We start from the raw sequence: 16,807 nt of genomic DNA, 5'->3' as shown, positions 1-16,807 counted from the left end.
ATGAAAATTAAACGGTCGCACTAATTTTATATCGTTCCTCGTTATTTTTTGTGCGTAATATAATCTCTCCAAGGAAGCCAGCGAGAAACAGCTGTGTTCCAATAATCATTGTGGCCAGCGCAATGAAAAACCAGGGATTATCTGTGATAAGTACCGCGGGTTCTTTATGATATAATTTGTATAGTTTCAAACATCCGATATATGCTGCGGCAAAAAAACCGATCAGGAACATTACGGATCCCATAGCGCCAAAAAGGTGCATCGGGCGTTTGCCAAAACGGGACAGGAACCAGATGGTAATCAGGTCCAGGAACCCATTGATAAAACGTTCCATACCAAATTTTGTAGTACCGTATTTTCGGGCCTGGTGTAACACGACTTTTTCGCCGATTTTCCCAAAGCCTGCATTTTTTGCCAAGACGGGAATGTAACGGTGCATCTCACCGGACACTTCAATGTTTTTGACAACGACTTTCTTATAAGCTTTTAAACCACAATTGAAATCATTCAGTGCTACTCCGGATGTTTTTCGTGCAGCCCAATTGAATAGTTTGGAAGGCAGGTTCTTAGAAACTACCGAATCAAATCGTTTCTTTTTCCAGCCGGAAACCAAATCATAGCCTTTGTCAACGATCATTGCATATAATTCTGGAATCTCTTCCGGATTATCCTGTAAATCGGCATCCATGGTGATGATGACATCACCTGATGCTTTTGCAAATCCTGCATGCAGCGCCTGTGATTTGCCATAATTTTTTAAAAAACGAATACCTTTTACAGCAGTGTCCCGTGCTGAAAGCTGCTCAATAATAGGCCAGGACTGATCTGTGCTCCCGTCATCAATAAACAGGATCTCATAGGAAAAGCGATTCGCATCCATAACCTTTGTGATCCAGCTGTATAATTCATTCAGGGATTCTTCTTCGTTCAGAAGGGGTATAACTATAGATAAGTTCATATATTAATATCCGGAAGGTTTGTCATTTTTTACAAAAGCACCTACGATAAGGGACCATAATAAACCGAAAAAAGCATACATCGCAATGGTCAATGGAATTGAAATCAGTGGATTCATGAATTTTTTAGTCATCATTAAAGCATTTTCTACCTGGTCTTCGGTCATGTTAGGGCTTTGCTCGAGCATCACTTCACGAATCTGAGACATTGATTTTTCTACAAATTCAGGAAATACATAATTGAATCCCGCATTGAATAAGGAAAAAAGCAAGGCTGCCAGCACCGTAATGGATATCCCGATTTTTAAGACCTCCGAAAAGGAAATATAGCCGCCATTGTGGTTCTTTTTATAGGAGAGAGAACCTAATACGATAAAGATAACAGGAAGCACCATGTAATTCATTACGCTGGTAATAATCCCGACAGATCGGTTTTTCTGAGGATCAAGATCTGCAACATAAGAAATGACAAATTCAAGAATCATGATAATGCCAAATAGAATGCCGAAATTGAGCGATGATTTGGCTGGCGAAACAGTTTTATCCATGGTGTATATTTATTAAGGTACAAATATAGCAAATCCTAAAACATAGTGTGGTAAAAATCATTCACCATGTTTATGAAAAAAAAGACGTTAATGGTTTGGTAATTAAAAAATAATTGTAAATTTGCAGCCTGAAAATAACCTAAAAAGTTAAACCTAAAAAAGTTGTATGCTGTTTACACCTTTTTCTGATAAGGAAAAAGCTTCAGGACAAATACAGCTAAACAAATAAAAAAATAATATTTACAAAGATGAAAAAAGGAATTCACCCGGAAAATTACAGATTAGTAGCATTCAAAGACATGTCAAACGAAGATGTGTTCATTGCAAAGTCTACTGCAGATACAAAAGAAACGATTGAAGTTGATGGTGTTGAATACCCAGTTATTAAAATGGAGATCTCCAGAACATCTCACCCATTTTATACCGGTAAATCTAAACTTATCGATACTGCAGGACGTATTGATAAATTCAAAACTAAATATGCTAAACACGCTAAGAAAGAATAGTTTGTTTGTACTGTATAGAAAAAGCCTTCCAATCGGAAGGCTTTTTTATTGGGAAAAAATGAAAACGATAGAGCCGATCTTTATTCGGAAGCTTCGGGAAGAACTTTTTTTTAATTACTTTTGGGTTTCAAATCAGAAAATAAAACAATGAACTATATCCTTTTTGACGGAACAGTAAGAAATGCCTTGCTGCCTTTTACTTTTACACGTCCCGTTGCTGAAATTCGGGTAGGAATTCTGACCATTCGTGAAAAATGGGAAAAATACCTTGGGTATACCACGACCACGGTAACGGAAGAGTACTTATCGGAAAAATTCCCGATGGTTGAAATGGAAAATAATATTATGATTAATGCTTCTTTCCTGCCGAATGAAGTGTTGTCAGAACTGGTAAAAAACCTGGAACCCATGCAGGCTATTTTCCAGGGAGAAGAAATAATTGCTTTTTATACTCAGGAATCGCAGGAAGAAGTAGATTTTGATGAATATGAAGTGATCTCCTATGAAGAAGGTGCCATACAAATTCAGCACACCTGGGATATTTTTGCCAAAAATGACCGGGCAATACGGGAAGATTATGAATTGCTGACAGAATACCGGACTTCACAACCGATTCCTTCCAGTGTGAATGCGATTGCATCGCAGCATATTTTTATTGAGGAAGGTGCCAAATTGGAATTTGTAACCCTGAATGCCTCCACCGGACCGATTTATATCGGAAAAGATACCGAAATAATGGAAGGCTCAATCATTAGGGGGCCTTTTGCTTTGTGTGAAGGGGCGCAAGTGAAAATGGGCGCTAAAGTGTATGGTGCAACCACTGTAGGGCCGTATTCCAGAATTGGAGGAGAGGTAAGTAATTCGGTGTTGTTTGCCTATTCCAATAAAGGGCATGATGGCTTTTTGGGAAATTCTGTCCTGGGCGAATGGTGTAATCTTGGAGCTGATACCAATAACTCCAATCTTAAAAATAACTATGAAGAAGTGAAATTGTGGAGTTATGAAACGGAAGGCTTTGCTAAAACAGGGTTGCAGTTTTGTGGACTTATGATGGGAGACCACAGTAAATGTGGGATCAATACTATGTTTAACACCGGAACAGTCGTAGGAGTAAGTACCAATATTTTTGGTAGTGGATTTCCCCGTAATTTTGTTCCCAGTTTCTCCTGGGGTGGGGCCTCCGGATTTACCACATACCTTACCAAAAAAGCTTTTGAAACCGCAAGGATTGTAATGGCAAGACGTGATGTAGTGTTTTCAGCAGAAGATGCTGCCATTTTGGAGCATGTTTTTGAAGAAACAAAAAAATACAGAAAAGAATAAATTTCTCACATATAAAAAAATCCACGGGTATTCCTCGTGGATTTTTTGTGTCAACCTTTTTGTAGTGCTGCTATGCTGCTATGCTGAGATAGCGTGGATTAGTCGTCCAGTCTTAAAAATTCACCTTTGGCGTTGAATTTTAATTCCAGGCCATTGTTAAGTTTGACTTCATAATCCCAATTTCCTTTTTCAATTTTAACCACTTCTGTATTTTTGTAATTAGTCGTTACGTACGTTGCTATATTTTTCGGAAGGATCGCAAAGGGAATTTTATTTTTATTTCCATCTACTTCTTCCCAGTTTCCCTTTTTATCAAATTCAATTTCGATACCATTTTCCAACTGTACTTTATATTCTGTTGAAAAGGTTTCTGCATCCTTCAGGATGTAAGCTGTTTTCTGGTTGGTAAAATGTTTCTTTAAAAAATCCTGAGCAGTCGCCGGCAATTGCTGTGCGGTAATACTTGTTTTTTGCGCTGTTGCAGAAAGGCCTGTAAAAATTAGAAAGACGGCGATAATACTGTACTTTTTGAGGGTGTCCATGGTTTTCATAATCAATTCGTTTTTAAATTCTATACAAAGCTATATCCCGAAACTGGAAACATTTGGGAATGATTTTATTTTCTGTAAAAAACAAAAAAAACAGGTTCGGATAGCTTAAATATACGAATTTAACGGACAGGAAAAACAATTGTAAAATGATGGTTAGCATCAAACGAGTACTGGATGTCAAGTCGGTACGTAGTGCTTATCGATTTTACAATGGCCAGCCCTAATCCTGTCGATTGCTCTTGTGTAGTGTGCCGGGAGAAGCGGTTGAAGATAGAGTTGGTGTCTAAGGCTTTTGCGGGTCCTGAATTGGTGATTTCGATGCTGTTGTGGGCAATCGTAATCGTAACAAATCCACCGGGATGATTGTGAATAATGGCATTTTTTAGCAGGTTGTTGATCAGTGCTACGGCCAGGCCTTTGTTCATTTTAAAAACAAGAGAAGCTTTTGGAACGATCGAAATAGTCAGTTGTTTGTATGTAGCTAAATCTGAAAAATCATCGGTAATCTCTGGGAGTAATTCATTGAAAGTAATAGGTTCTTCATCCGGGTATTGCTGATTTTCGATTTTAGAAAGCATTAATAAGGATTTGTTCAGCCGGACAAGCCTGGATAACGTATCACTGATTTTTCCGATTTCAGTCATTTGATCTTCCGGCAACAGGTTGTTTTCTGCAAAGAGTTCCAGTTTGTTGATGCTGATGGCTAATGGTGTCTGCAGTTCATGGGAGGCATTTTCGATGAATTGTTTTTGGCTCGAATAGATAACCTCATTGCGCTGTAGCATTTCTTCCAGTTCCTTGCCTAAAATTTTGAACTCATTAATATGGGAATCCGGGGATTTGAATGCGGTTCCGGTTCCGATCCTGAAAAGCCGAAGCTGGTCTAAAATTTTGTAGAAAGATTTCCATGCCCGTTTGAGGATAATATTGTTAATGGCTAAAATGCTTATCACGAGCATGATATACAGGAAAATCAATGCGAAAAGCAAGTCTTCCAGCAGTTCGTCTTCTTCTACGATAGAAGCCCGGATTTCCAGACGGTGTGGATTGCCTTTGGCATCATTAAAGACAGTTTTTAGGACACGCACAGGTTCATCATCATCGTCATATTCCATGAATTTAAAGGTCGTTTTAATCTCATCTTTATAGGAATACTCTCCTTTGGGCAGTGGTGTGATAATAAACTGATTGACCCCGAATTTTGGAGTGTTGAGCAATTGCTCGTTGGCAAACGCTTCACGGGTAATGATGATTTTAGAGTTTTTCAGGCCGTCATCAATATTGTCATAGACTTCGTCCAGGATTACAGCATAAAAAAGGCTTGCCCATACAGCAATGACGACCAGCAGTGCAATGGCTAAATAGCGTAACGTGTAATGTTGTAGGGAACTGCCTCTTTTTTTTAGTGTAAACATGGTTCTTTTTCTAATAATGGTCGATCATTTTATAGCCAATGCCATACACGGCCTGTATGTCAATTTCGGCAGCGGCTTCTTTGAGTTTTTTTCTGAGATTTTTAATCTGAGAATAGACGAAATCAAGGTTGTCCGCCTGATCGGTATGGTCACCCCAGACATATTCTGCCAGCGCCGTTTTGTTGATCAGCCGGTTCGGGTTGATGACGAAATAATATAAAAGATCAAATTCCTTTCGGTTGAGGGTAAGGGGGAGTTTGTTAACGCTAACGGATCGTTGTTCTGGTGCCAGGGTCACATTGTTCCATTTGATTTCGTTGTCACCATCATGGCTTTTCCGGCGAATAGCAGATTTAATCCGGGCATGAAGTTCGGCGAGGTGAAATGGCTTACTCAGGTAATCGTCTGCACCCAGGTCAAGACCTTTCACCTTTTCGTCAACAGCATCTTTTGCAGATATGATGATAACCGCTTCTTTTTTCTTTTGGGCTTTCAGTTCGGCAACGAGATCCAGTCCGCTGCCATTGGGTAACATGATGTCGATTAGGATGCAATCGTAATCATAGGAGCTCAGTTTGTCCAGCCCGGAAATATAATCGTGTGCTGTGGTGACAATATAGAGCTCTTTTTCAAGGGATTGCTGGATTACTTCCCGTAAACCGGCTTCGTCTTCTATGAGGAGGATTTTCATAACGTGCAAATTTTTTGCCATTCAAATGTATGAATAGGAGCGCAAAATAGCATTTGATTTTGGAAACAATTAGGAATTGTCCTGTATCACTTTGCTTCGGGTTTCTTTTGCACTCTTTTGACTACGAGTAAATTTAATGGATTAATGCCCAATCCGGATACATTCTTTCGGGTAAAACGTACTGCTTTGTCATAAAATAGCGGAATTACAGGTGCTTCTTCGATCATTAAAGCATCCATTTTTTGGTAAAGTAACAACCGCTTCTGAGTATCGCTTTCGGAAAATGCCTGTTCATACAAACGATCAAATTCGGTATTGCTAAAGTGGGTATAATTCGGGCCGTTTGGCGAAAAGTTTTTGCTGTAAAACAATGAGAGGTAATTTTCGGCATCCGGGTAATCGGCTATCCAGCTGGCTTTGAAAAAACTTACTTTTCCGGTTGAAATGGACTGGGTAAGGGTAGAAGGGGGATTGATATCGATTTGTGTGCTGATGCCTATTTTGCTCCATTCCCGCTGTAGGAATTCTGCAATATCCAGATAGGAACTGGTGGTGCTCATCATTAATTCCGGATTTTTACCGGTACTTTTTTTATAATCCATGACCAGTGCTTTTGCCTTTTCAGGATTGTAATCATAACCGGGAATAGCTGCGAAACCAGGTAGTCCGGCTGGGATTATCCCATTTACAGCGGGTGTTCCCATGCCATTTTTTAAATAAAGGATCATTTTACTGCGATCAAAGCCAAAGTTCATCGCCTGACGTATTCTTTTATCGAGTACCGGGCCTTCTTTACTATCCATTTTGAAACCCAGGTATTCGGTGTTCAGGTAAGGACCGGTAATCATGTCTACTTCATTTTTGTATTTGGGTTGCAATGCTCCTTTTTGGGTGAGGATCTCATCTTTGTAGGAGGGATCAAGACCGGATACGAAATCCAACTTTCCCTGAACAAACTGCAGAAAACCACTTTGTTTATCGGGAAGGAAAGTCACTGCGATGGCTTCCAGGTAAGGAAGTGCTACATTATGATTGTCTTTTTCAAAATAAAGCGGATTTTTTCTCAGGACAAGCTTTACATTTTCTTCCCAAAATTTAAACTGGAAAGGGCCGGTACCTATAGGTTGTGAACGAAAATCATAGCCAGGCGTTTCGATTACTTCTTTAGGGACTACCGAGGCATATTTCATCGATAGTAATCCCAGGAATCCGGGAAAAGTCTTATTGAGTTTGATCTCGAATATACTATCATTTTTAGCTTCAAAATGAGCCACACTCTGCAGTATCCAACGGCCTGGGGAAGCAATATCCTCGTCAAGAAGCCGGTTCAGGCTGTATTCAAAGTCCGATGCTTTTACCGTTCGGGTGCTGTCCGGTCCAAAGTAGTGGCTTTTATGAAAATAAACATCATTCCTGAGGGTGAATGTATAGGTTTTGCCATCTTCCGAAATCGTCCATGATTTTGCAATTTCAGGTTTGATATTCAGGCTGTCATCCAGTTGTACGAGTCCGCTGAAAATTTGATTGCAAATCCAGATGGAGGGACGGATTTTTGCAAATGCCGGATCTAACGAATTTACCGTTGCATTTTCGTTATAGCGGAAAACCAAATCATCACGATCGGTGGTGGTGTCCTTGTTACAGGAAACGAATGAAAGGGTCAGGATACAATAAAAACTATAAAGGGCTAAGCGCATTTAATTTGGATCTATGGTGTTATAAGGTGCAGGTTACTCGGAAGGATTTTGCAACGCATATTAATTTGGGAAACAGGTAAATCGTTTTGTGCAACACCACTAAAGGTGCAATTCAGGATTATCTTTTTGTTTTTGAGTGTGTTGCATGCAGTATTGGGTTTGAAATCTATACAAATATAATAATTCATTAGGTTTTATTTCTTGATTATTGTATGTAAATTTGCATCCTCTTTTTTGAAGAGAACCCACTGTTGGAAATATGGTTGCGGTTCGGTAAAAGAAGCTGTAAAGTACAAGGAAATCAATACCAACCGGGCTGCAGTCGAAATGTAGGTTTGTTGGTGTATTTTGAAAAGGATTTAATGCCGGTATTTTTTACAGTGGAATTAAGGAATGGAAAAGAGGATTAATGATATGGAAAATAGAAAAAAAGTAGCTTTTTATACGTTGGGATGTAAACTGAATTTTTCAGAAACGTCTACCATTGCCCGTAACTTTGAGGGTGAAGGTTTTGATCGGGTAGATTTTGAAGAAGTAGCCGATATTTATGTAATCAACACCTGTTCGGTTACCGAAAATGCCGATAAGCAATTCAAGCAGGTAGTAAAGAAAGCCCTGAAAAATAACGATAAAGCTTTTGTGGCAGCTGTAGGCTGCTATGCCCAACTGAAACCGGAAGAACTCGCTGCTGTTGATGGTGTGGATCTGGTGTTGGGGGCTACGGAAAAATTTAATATTACTGATTATATCAATGACCTCTCTAAAAATGATTTTGGAGAAGTGCATTCCTGTGAGATTTCTGAAGCCGACTTTTACGTAGGCAGTTATTCCATCGGGGACCGAACCCGTGCTTTTTTAAAGGTGCAGGATGGTTGTGATTATAAATGTACTTATTGTACAATCCCATTGGCAAGAGGGATCTCCCGAAGTGATACGCTGCAAAATGTCCTGAAAAATGCCAAAGAGATTTCGGAGAAGAACATTCGTGAAATTGTTTTGACGGGTGTGAATATCGGGGATTATGGAAAAGGGGAATTTGGAAATAAAAAGCACGAACATACATTCTATGAATTGGTTCAGGAATTGGATAAAGTGGAAGGGATTGAACGTCTTCGTATTTCTTCAATAGAACCAAACTTATTGCGTAATGAAACGATTGAATTTGTTTCGAAAAGCCGCACTTTCGTACCTCATTTTCATATTCCACTACAATCCGGCAGCAATGATATCCTTAAATTAATGCGCCGTCGGTACCTGCGTGAAGTCTATACAGAGCGGGTGAATAAAATCCGTGAAGTAATGCCTCATGCCTGTATTGGTGTGGATGTGATTGTAGGCTTTCCGGGAGAAACAGATGAGCACTTTTTAGAAACCTATCATTTCCTCAACGAAATGGATATTTCTTACCTGCATGTCTTTACTTATTCAGAGCGTGATAATACGGCTGCGGCCTTAATGGAGGGGGTAGTGCCAGGAAATGTCCGGGCTAAAAGAAGTAAGATGTTACGTGGCCTTTCGGTTAAAAAGCGGCGTGCATTTTATGAAAGCCAGTTGGGAACTGACCGAACAGTATTATTTGAAAGTGAAAATAAAGAAGGATACATCCACGGATTTACAGAGAACTATGTAAAGGTGAAAACACCATGGAATCCTGAACTCGTAAATACGTTGCATCGGGTTACCCTAACGCGTATTGATGAAGATGGATCGGTGCGTATGGAATTTTTGGAGGCGCTGGTCAAAGCTTAGTTGCTACCGGCTGTAATGAAATTTTAAAGTCGTGATCCGGAATACGGAGTCGCTATAGATTTCTATGAACTCAAAAACATTGCGTCCCTTTTGCTCAAAATTGACAATCCGCGCTGCGGAGATTTCATAATACATCTTTTTACCTTCCAGCATCATCCGGTCTCCATTTTTCCGGTAACCGGAACGGATAAGTGTAAATTCAGATAGGTTCCACGTGGTGAAATGGGTGTCAAAATCATCTGCTTTGGTGCACAAGCCTTCGGTGATTTCAGTTTTTGAGCCATAATATTTTTCGATATTTTCAAAAAAACTAATGATTTGGGTGTTTTTTTCCTGATCCATGTGCTAAAGATAAAAATGTTTTTCGAAACTAAAAACGCCTGTAAATCAAATTACAGGCGTTTTTAATAGAATTTATTTGAAACTTTAAATCCGGATGCCGGGAGGTAGTAAGTTTTTGTAAACCGGATTTTTACGGAAAAAAGCGGCTATTTTTGGATGTGTCGGCACCACTTTTAGCTTCCGCTCCTCTGCAATAGCCATGATTTCTTTTAAAAAATCATTAATAAATTCGGGATTTTCAAATTGTTCCGGGATATTAATCCGGGTTAAGAAAATCTTGCGCTCCTGAAAAGAATATTCTATTGAAACCAGATGCCCATCGGAAGTGGTTTCAAATTGTCTTGAGAATTCATTGTCTTTAATGTCCATAATTAATTGCTGTGCTTCATTGGAACTTCAATCACCAGTATTTTGGAAAGGGCATTGGTTTTAATTTCGAAAGTTTCAAAATCAACAATGCCATAGGCGTCACGCTGGTGAATAGTTTGATTATTAATTTCAATTTCTCCTGCTATAAGAAAAAGGTAAACCCCATTCTCTTTTTGTTTTACGGTGTAAGTAGTCGTTTTTCCGGCATCAAAAATACCCAGGTGCAGGTAGGCCTGCTGGTGGATCCATAATGCATTGCCGTCATTTTTATTTTCGGGGGTAACGATAGTTACGAGGCTGTTCCGGTGTTGCTCGAGGTCAAATGATTTTTGGTCATAACGCGGTGTGACGTCTTCTCTTTCGGGAAAAATCCAGAGCTGTAATGTTTTGGCGGCTTCTGTGGCGCTTGCATTCATTTCGGAATGGCGGACGCCGGTACCTGCGCTCATCACCTGAACTTCTCCAAAACGTACTGTGGCCTCATTGCCCAGGCTGTCACGATGGGTAAGCCCACCTTCCAGGGGAATGGTAATGATTTCCATATCTTCATGCGGGTGGGTGCCAAATCCCATTCCTGCCCCTATAGTATCGTCATTCAGTACACGAAGCATTCCAAATTGTACGCTTTCGGGATTGTAATAATTGCCGAACGAAAAGGAAAAATTGGCTTTCAGCCAACCCATATCGGCTTTTCCTCTCTCGCTTTCAGGGAATAAACGTGATTGCATATTTTATCAATTAATTAAAATAATATGAAGATGTTTTTACAATAAAAAAACTATTTTTGAGTATTAAATTTTAAGACGATAGTGTACTGTTGTTGGTAGTATGGCATTTTGGGCACTGTGTCAAATAGCTGGATTGGCACTACCACTTTAAACATTAAAATTCGGGAAGGGGATATCTTTGAGGCCTGCCGATACTGTCAGAAAATTTAATACAAATTACGTAATAAAAAACCGTAATTCCTGTTATAATAGCGTTAAAACACTTGTAATGAGCAGAATTCCTGTATACTTTATGCCCGGCTTAGCAGCAAGTTCCGCTATTTTTGAACGGATCAGGCTGCCTGAGGATACTTTTGAAACCATTCTTCTGGAATGGACATTGCCGCTCGAAGGCGAGACGCTCAGCCAATACGCAAAGCGGATGGCAGCTCAGGTTACCCAGGAAAATCCGGTTTTGGTCGGGGTGTCTTTTGGAGGGGTGCTGGTCCAGGAAATGGCGCAGTTTTTAAAGCCTAAAAAGATTATTATCATTTCAAGTGTCAAAAGTAATCTGGAATTTCCAAGGCGGATGCGGTTTGCCAAAACGACTAAGGCGTATAAGCTCATTCCTACACGGTTTATGGGCAATATTGAACTTTTGGCGAAATTGCCTTTTCGGGGAGAAAAGGTGCAACAGCGGATTAAGCTCTATGAGAAATTTCTGTCCATGCGGGAACGAAAATACTTAGATTGGGCGCTGGAGCAAATTATTATGTGGGATCGGGTAGAAGCTGATGCCAATGTGATACATATCCATGGAGATGCTGATGAAGTTTTTCCGCCAAAATATATTAAAGGTGATTTTTTAGCAGTGCCTTCAGGGACTCATATTATGATTATCAGTAAGTTCAAATGGCTGAATGAGCACCTTCCAGATTTGATCCTGGGGAAATAAAAGAAGCAAAAATCAATGGGGACTGATGTTGGACTGATTTTTGTACCAATAGAAAATTAAATAAATTAAAAAGAGAAAATGGACTGGATAAAAAAAACCGGCATGATTGCCTCAGTAGTATTTGTCAGCGGGATTTTGATCCATGCGACGTCGAATGCAGGATTAGAAAAGACGAAAACCTATGAAGCAGGGACTTATTTTTCAGCAAGGATTGACTTTGCGGGAGAAGAGACTCCGTTAACGATAACAGATGTCAAAGAACGATTTGACCGCGAATTGCTGGTAAATGCCAATCTTGATGCATCAACCTTACTGATTATCAAAAGGGCCAACCGTTTCTTTCCGGTAATTGAACCGATCTTAAAGAAAAATGGAATTCCGGATGATTTTAAATATTTAGCGGTGATCGAAAGTAGCCTTACCAATGCAGTTTCTTCTGCCGGAGCCCGTGGATTTTGGCAGTTTATGCCCGAGACGGCTAAAGAACGCGGTATGGAAGTGAATGATGTTGTGGACGAGCGTTACCATTTGGAGAAATCTACCGAAGCTGCCTGCCGGTACCTGTTAGATGCCAAAAAGAAATTCGGTACCTGGACACTGGCTGCTGCCTCTTATAATGGGGGTATGGGTGGTGTAAACAAACAAATCACCATTCAGGGGGTTACCGATTACTATGACCTGTTGCTGACCGAGGAAACGTCCCGTTATGTGTTCCGTATCCTGGCGCTGAAAGAGATTATGAAAAATCCGGTACAATATAGTTTTAATGTGGCACCGCAGGATTTGTACGCTGTCATTCCTACTAAGAAAGTTGAAATTGATTCTTCAATAGAAGATCTGGCTGCTTTTGCAAAAGACCAGGGCATTAATTATAAGATCTTGAAAATCCATAACCCATGGTTGAGAGACCGGAAGCTAACCAATACAGCAGGTAAAAAATATACCATTGAAATCCCTTTAAAAGGATATTAATCCGTTGGAATGGACTGTAACAAAAAAGAACCGCTTTCAGGCGGTTCTTTTTTGTTTTATACGGGGATGTATTTAGATTCTCTTTAACTGATCTTTCATTTGTTTGATCTGTTCTTTCAGCATATTCTGTTTGTCCAGTTTCTTCGCTTCATTAAGTAATGTTGTGGCTTCCAGTTTACGGCGTTTGGTCATCGCGATACCGGCAAGGTTCAATTTGGCCAGTGCCAGATCCTGATCCATATTAAGGCCTAGGGCAATTGCTTTTTTGAAATATTTCTCTGCCTGACCCAAATTCGTTTGTGATAACATTAATCCATTAAGGTAGTTGTAGTAACCCTGTTGTTTTTGAACCAAAGCAGTTTCTGGGTTCTTAATCAGGTTCAGCCATCTTAAAGCACCTGGAAAATCCTGTTTCCTCAGGCTTAAAAAGGCCAATAGGATCAATTCATTTTTAAAATACAGGAAGATAAAAACAGAAGAGAATAAGAGTAGGAAAATTCCGTTACCAATATTGCCTTCTGTAAATTGCCAGATCGCTGTAGCAATAATCAATGCAGCGATAAAAAGTTTGATATTTTTATGAAACATAGTATGTTTTTGTGTTTAAGTTCGCAAAGGTAATAAAATCCAATGAGCAGAAGAAAAAAGTTTAGCATAGAAATACGCGGTATTTGCTGATAATTAGCCCTTCCTGAGCCCGGGGAATAATATTTAAATTGATTTAAAATATTTTTTAGAAAAGCACTTGCCAGAAAAAAAGTCTTTGTATATTTGCACTCGGTTTTGGAACAGCATTGATTTCGAACCTATAAAAAGATATTTAATTAAGATTTTTAAAGATACAAAGCAATGAGCAAAAGAACGTTTCAACCATCGAAAAGAAAAAGAAGAAATAAGCACGGATTTATGGACAGAATGGCTTCTGCCAATGGTAGAAAAGTGCTTGCTCGTAGAAGAGCTAAAGGAAGACACAAATTAACTGTTTCTTGTGAACCAAGACACAAAAAATAATGTTTGTATAAACATAAATAAAGGTGTTACTATTTTTTAGTAACGCCTTTTTTTATATCTTTTCCTTAAAAGTTTGAGTACGAATGCGTAAAGTATCCCTACTCGGTTTTAAGATCCGAATTTTTTTAAAAACGACACAACAACAAACTTCATACAATGCCTAAAGACACTTCTATCAAATCAGTTTTAATCATCGGTTCAGGTCCTATTGTTATCGGTCAGGCCTGCGAATTTGATTATGCTGGTTCACAATCTGCACGTTCCATCAGAGAGGAAGGAATCGAAGTAATCCTTATCAATTCCAATCCTGCTACGATCATGACGGATCCCTCTATGGCGGATCACGTTTACTTAAAGCCATTAACGACAAAATCAATTATTGAGATCCTGAAAGAGCATCCACAAATTGATGCTGTTTTGCCTACAATGGGTGGGCAGACGGCATTGAACTTATGTTTGGAAGCAGATGAAAAAGGAATCTGGTCGGATTTTGGCGTACGCCTGATAGGAGTGGACATTAATGCCATCAACATTACAGAGGACCGGGAACAGTTCAAGCAGCTGTTAACCCGTATTGATATTCCTTTTGCTCCGGCAAAAACAGCGACTTCCTTTTTGGAAGGAAAAGAAATCGCTCAGGAATTCGGATTTCCTTTGGTAATACGTCCATCCTTTACATTAGGGGGAACCGGGGCTGCTTTTGTACACAAGAAAGAAGATTTCGATGACCTTCTGACCCGTGGACTGGAAGCTTCTCCAATTCATGAAGTATTGATCGATAAAGCACTATTGGGCTGGAAAGAATACGAATTGGAACTTTTAAGGGACCAAAACGATAATGTGGTGATTATCTGCTCCATTGAAAATATGGATCCTATGGGAATCCACACCGGTGATTCTATCACAGTAGCACCAGCAATGACATTGTCAGACAAAACATTCCAGAGAATGCGGGATATGGCAATCAAAATGATGCGCAGTATCGGGAATTTTGCCGGAGGCTGTAACGTGCAATTTGCAGTTTCACCAGACGAAAGAGAAGATATTGTAGCCATTGAGATCAACCCAAGGGTATCGCGTTCTTCGGCTTTGGCATCGAAGGCTACGGGTTATCCAATCGCTAAAATTGCCTCCAAACTGGCTTTGGGGTATAACCTGGATGAGCTTCAAAATCAGATAACCAAATCTACATCAGCTTTATTTGAGCCGACACTGGATTATGTAATCGTAAAAATACCACGATGGAATTTTGATAAATTTGAAGGGGCTGACAGAACGTTAGGACTTCAGATGAAATCAGTAGGTGAGGTGATGGGAATTGGACGTTCGTTCCAGGAAGCATTGCACAAAGCGACACAATCGCTGGAAATCAAAAGAAATGGACTGGGCGCTGATGGTAAAAGTTATACCAATTATGACCAGATCATTGAAAAACTGACTTTTGCGAGTTGGGACCGTGTTTTTGTAATCTATGATGCCATTCAAATGGGAATTCCATTGAGCACCATCCATGAGATTACGAAAATAGACATGTGGTTCCTGAAACAATACGAGGAATTGTATGCGCTGGAAAAAGAGCTGTCCGGTTTTAAAATCGAGAGCCTGCCAAAAGAATTGCTGCTGGAAGCGAAACAAAAAGGTTTTGCCGACCGACAGATTGCCCACATGACGGGTTGCCTCGAAAGCCAGGTATACAAACGCCGTGAAGAACTGGATGTAAAAAGAGTGTTTAAGCTTGTGGATACCTGCGCTGCAGAGTTCACCGCTAAAACGCCTTATTACTATTCTACTTTTGAAGCGGAAATACAGAGTAAAGACGGAAAAAGATACGTTCATAACGAAAGTATCGTAACGGATAAGAAAAAAGTTGTGGTACTGGGTTCAGGACCTAACAGGATTGGACAGGGAATTGAATTTGACTATTCCTGTGTACATGGGGTACTGGCTGCCAAAGAATGCGGTTATGAAACGATCATGATCAACTGTAACCCGGAAACGGTTTCTACCGATTTTGATACGGCTGATAAATTGTACTTCGAGCCTGTTTTCTGGGAACACATCTATGAAATCATTCAGCATGAGAAACCAGAAGGAGTAATTGTGCAGTTGGGAGGCCAAACGGCTTTGAAACTGGCTGAAAAGCTCTCTAAATATGGAATTAAGATTCTGGGAACCAGTTTTGATGCCCTGGATTTAGCAGAAGACCGCGGACGTTTTTCTGAATTGCTGACGGAACTTGATATTCCTTTCCCTCAATTTGGAATTGCAGAAACCGCTGATGAAGCTTCGGCACTTGCCGATCAGTTGGACTTCCCATTATTGGTGCGCCCTTCTTATGTATTGGGTGGCCAGGGGATGAAAATTGTCATCAACAAAAAAGAACTGGAAGAGCATGTTATCGACCTGCTACGCAGTATTCCGGGCAATAAATTGCTGTTAGACCACTATCTGGCCGGAGCGATTGAAGCGGAAGCAGATGCAATCTGTGACGGTGAAAATGTATACATCATCGGAATTATGGAGCATATTGAGCCTTGTGGGGTGCACTCCGGAGATTCTAATGCTACATTGCCTCCTTTCAATCTGGGTGAATTTGTAATGCAACAGATTAAAGACCATACGAAAAAAATAGCACTGGCTTTACGAACAGTAGGATTAATCAACATCCAGTTCGCCATTAAAGATGACACTGTATATATTATTGAAGCCAATCCAAGAGCTTCCAGAACGGTACCATTTATCGCGAAAGCGTATGGTGAGCCTTATGTGAATTATGCTACGAAAGTGATGTTAGGACACAACAAAGTAACAGACTTCAAGTTTAATCCACAGCTTAAAGGGTTTGCCATCAAGCAACCGGTATTCTCTTTCAGCAAATTCAATGGCGTGAATAAAGCCCTCGGACCAGAAATGAAATCTACAGGAGAGAGTATATTGTTTATCGACGACCTGAAAGATGATCAGTTCTATGAATTGTATTCCAGGAGGAAAATGTACCTGAGTAAATAATAAAAA

17 protein-coding genes are annotated in these 16,807 nt (G+C 39.9%); 7 read left to right on the top strand and 10 right to left on the bottom strand.

Annotated features, from left to right (window positions below):
* Positions 1-7: 7 nt before the first annotated feature.
* Both FK004_RS18820 and FK004_RS18815 read right to left on the bottom strand, forming a co-directional pair.
* The gene (locus tag FK004_RS18820) at positions 8-958 is read right to left on the bottom strand and encodes a glycosyltransferase family 2 protein (protein WP_108738640.1); all 951 of its coding nucleotides are present in this window, start codon (positions 956-958) and stop codon (positions 8-10) included.
* 3 nt (positions 959-961) lie between these two features.
* Positions 962-1,504, bottom strand: coding sequence for a DUF4199 domain-containing protein (locus FK004_RS18815; protein ID WP_108738639.1), 543 nt, complete (start codon positions 1,502-1,504; stop codon positions 962-964).
* Positions 1,505-1,752: 248 nt separating this feature from the next.
* Here FK004_RS18815 and FK004_RS18810 point away from each other — a divergent pair, with 248 nt between their 5' ends.
* Both FK004_RS18810 and FK004_RS18805 read left to right on the top strand, forming a co-directional pair.
* Positions 1,753-2,010, top strand: a complete 258-nt coding sequence (locus tag FK004_RS18810) for a type B 50S ribosomal protein L31 (RefSeq protein WP_108738638.1) — start codon at positions 1,753-1,755, stop codon at positions 2,008-2,010.
* Positions 2,011-2,157: 147 nt separating this feature from the next.
* The gene (locus FK004_RS18805) at positions 2,158-3,333 is read left to right on the top strand and encodes a GlmU family protein (RefSeq protein WP_108738637.1); all 1,176 of its coding nucleotides are present in this window, start codon (positions 2,158-2,160) and stop codon (positions 3,331-3,333) included.
* Between the two features lie 98 nt (positions 3,334-3,431).
* Here FK004_RS18805 and FK004_RS18800 read toward each other — a convergent pair whose 3' ends face one another.
* The 4 genes from FK004_RS18800 to FK004_RS18785 all read right to left on the bottom strand — a co-directional run bounded on the left by FK004_RS18800 (position 3,432) and on the right by FK004_RS18785 (position 7,687).
* Complete coding sequence (locus tag FK004_RS18800) at positions 3,432-3,884, bottom strand: PepSY-like domain-containing protein (protein WP_227871639.1); 453 nt, start codon at positions 3,882-3,884, stop codon at positions 3,432-3,434.
* A gap of 119 nt (positions 3,885-4,003) precedes the next feature.
* Positions 4,004-5,299 carry a sensor histidine kinase gene (locus FK004_RS18795; protein WP_108738636.1) on the bottom strand — a complete coding sequence of 432 codons (1,296 nt, stop codon included), beginning with the start codon at positions 5,297-5,299 and terminating at the stop codon, positions 4,004-4,006.
* 10 nt (positions 5,300-5,309) lie between these two features.
* The gene (locus FK004_RS18790) at positions 5,310-5,990 is read right to left on the bottom strand and encodes a response regulator transcription factor (protein WP_108738911.1); all 681 of its coding nucleotides are present in this window, start codon (positions 5,988-5,990) and stop codon (positions 5,310-5,312) included.
* Between the two features lie 86 nt (positions 5,991-6,076).
* Positions 6,077-7,687 carry an ABC transporter substrate-binding protein gene (locus FK004_RS18785; protein WP_108738635.1) on the bottom strand — a complete coding sequence of 537 codons (1,611 nt, stop codon included), beginning with the start codon at positions 7,685-7,687 and terminating at the stop codon, positions 6,077-6,079.
* A gap of 414 nt (positions 7,688-8,101) precedes the next feature.
* On the opposite strand from FK004_RS18785, the gene mtaB reads away from it, so the two are divergent.
* On the top strand, positions 8,102-9,436 hold the full coding sequence (gene mtaB, locus FK004_RS18780) for a tRNA (N(6)-L-threonylcarbamoyladenosine(37)-C(2))-methylthiotransferase MtaB (protein WP_108738910.1): 1,335 nt from the start codon (positions 8,102-8,104) through the stop codon (positions 9,434-9,436).
* Between the two features lie 3 nt (positions 9,437-9,439).
* Here mtaB and FK004_RS18775 read toward each other — a convergent pair whose 3' ends face one another.
* From FK004_RS18775 to FK004_RS18765, 3 genes are all read right to left on the bottom strand, one after another.
* Positions 9,440-9,778, bottom strand: coding sequence for a hypothetical protein (locus FK004_RS18775; RefSeq protein WP_108738634.1), 339 nt, complete (start codon positions 9,776-9,778; stop codon positions 9,440-9,442).
* 84 nt (positions 9,779-9,862) lie between these two features.
* Entirely contained in the window at positions 9,863-10,147 is a 285-nt protein-coding gene (locus tag FK004_RS18770; protein WP_108738633.1) for a GNAT family N-acetyltransferase, read from the bottom strand.
* A gap of 2 nt (positions 10,148-10,149) precedes the next feature.
* On the bottom strand, positions 10,150-10,875 hold the full coding sequence (locus FK004_RS18765) for a pirin family protein (protein WP_108738632.1): 726 nt from the start codon (positions 10,873-10,875) through the stop codon (positions 10,150-10,152).
* 268 nt (positions 10,876-11,143) lie between these two features.
* Between FK004_RS18765 and FK004_RS18760 the strand changes: the two genes are divergently transcribed.
* Both FK004_RS18760 and FK004_RS18755 read left to right on the top strand, forming a co-directional pair.
* The gene (locus FK004_RS18760) at positions 11,144-11,809 is read left to right on the top strand and encodes an alpha/beta fold hydrolase (protein WP_108738631.1); all 666 of its coding nucleotides are present in this window, start codon (positions 11,144-11,146) and stop codon (positions 11,807-11,809) included.
* Between the two features lie 78 nt (positions 11,810-11,887).
* A complete protein-coding gene (locus tag FK004_RS18755) occupies positions 11,888-12,781 on the top strand; it encodes a lytic transglycosylase domain-containing protein (RefSeq protein ID WP_108738630.1) in 894 nt (297 codons plus the stop codon).
* Between the two features lie 72 nt (positions 12,782-12,853).
* Here the strand turns inward: FK004_RS18755 and FK004_RS18750 are convergent, their stop codons facing one another.
* Positions 12,854-13,369: a hypothetical protein gene (locus FK004_RS18750; protein ID WP_108738629.1), complete on the bottom strand. Its 516-nt coding sequence runs from the start codon at positions 13,367-13,369 to the stop codon at positions 12,854-12,856.
* 261 nt (positions 13,370-13,630) lie between these two features.
* Here FK004_RS18750 and rpmH point away from each other — a divergent pair, with 261 nt between their 5' ends.
* Entirely contained in the window at positions 13,631-13,792 is a 162-nt protein-coding gene (gene rpmH / locus FK004_RS18745; RefSeq protein ID WP_007136275.1) for a 50S ribosomal protein L34, read from the top strand.
* A 156-nt stretch (positions 13,793-13,948) separates the two neighbouring features.
* Complete coding sequence (gene carB, locus FK004_RS18740) at positions 13,949-16,801, top strand: carbamoyl-phosphate synthase large subunit (protein WP_108738628.1); 2,853 nt, start codon at positions 13,949-13,951, stop codon at positions 16,799-16,801.
* The last annotated feature ends 6 nt before the right edge of the window (positions 16,802-16,807 follow it).

Source organism: Flavobacterium kingsejongi (assembly GCF_003076475.1).
Taxonomy (GTDB): Bacteria; Bacteroidota; Bacteroidia; order Flavobacteriales; family Flavobacteriaceae; genus Flavobacterium; species Flavobacterium kingsejongi.
The sequence above is the reverse complement of the archived record's forward strand: the minus strand, read 5'-3'. Positions and strand labels throughout refer to the sequence as shown.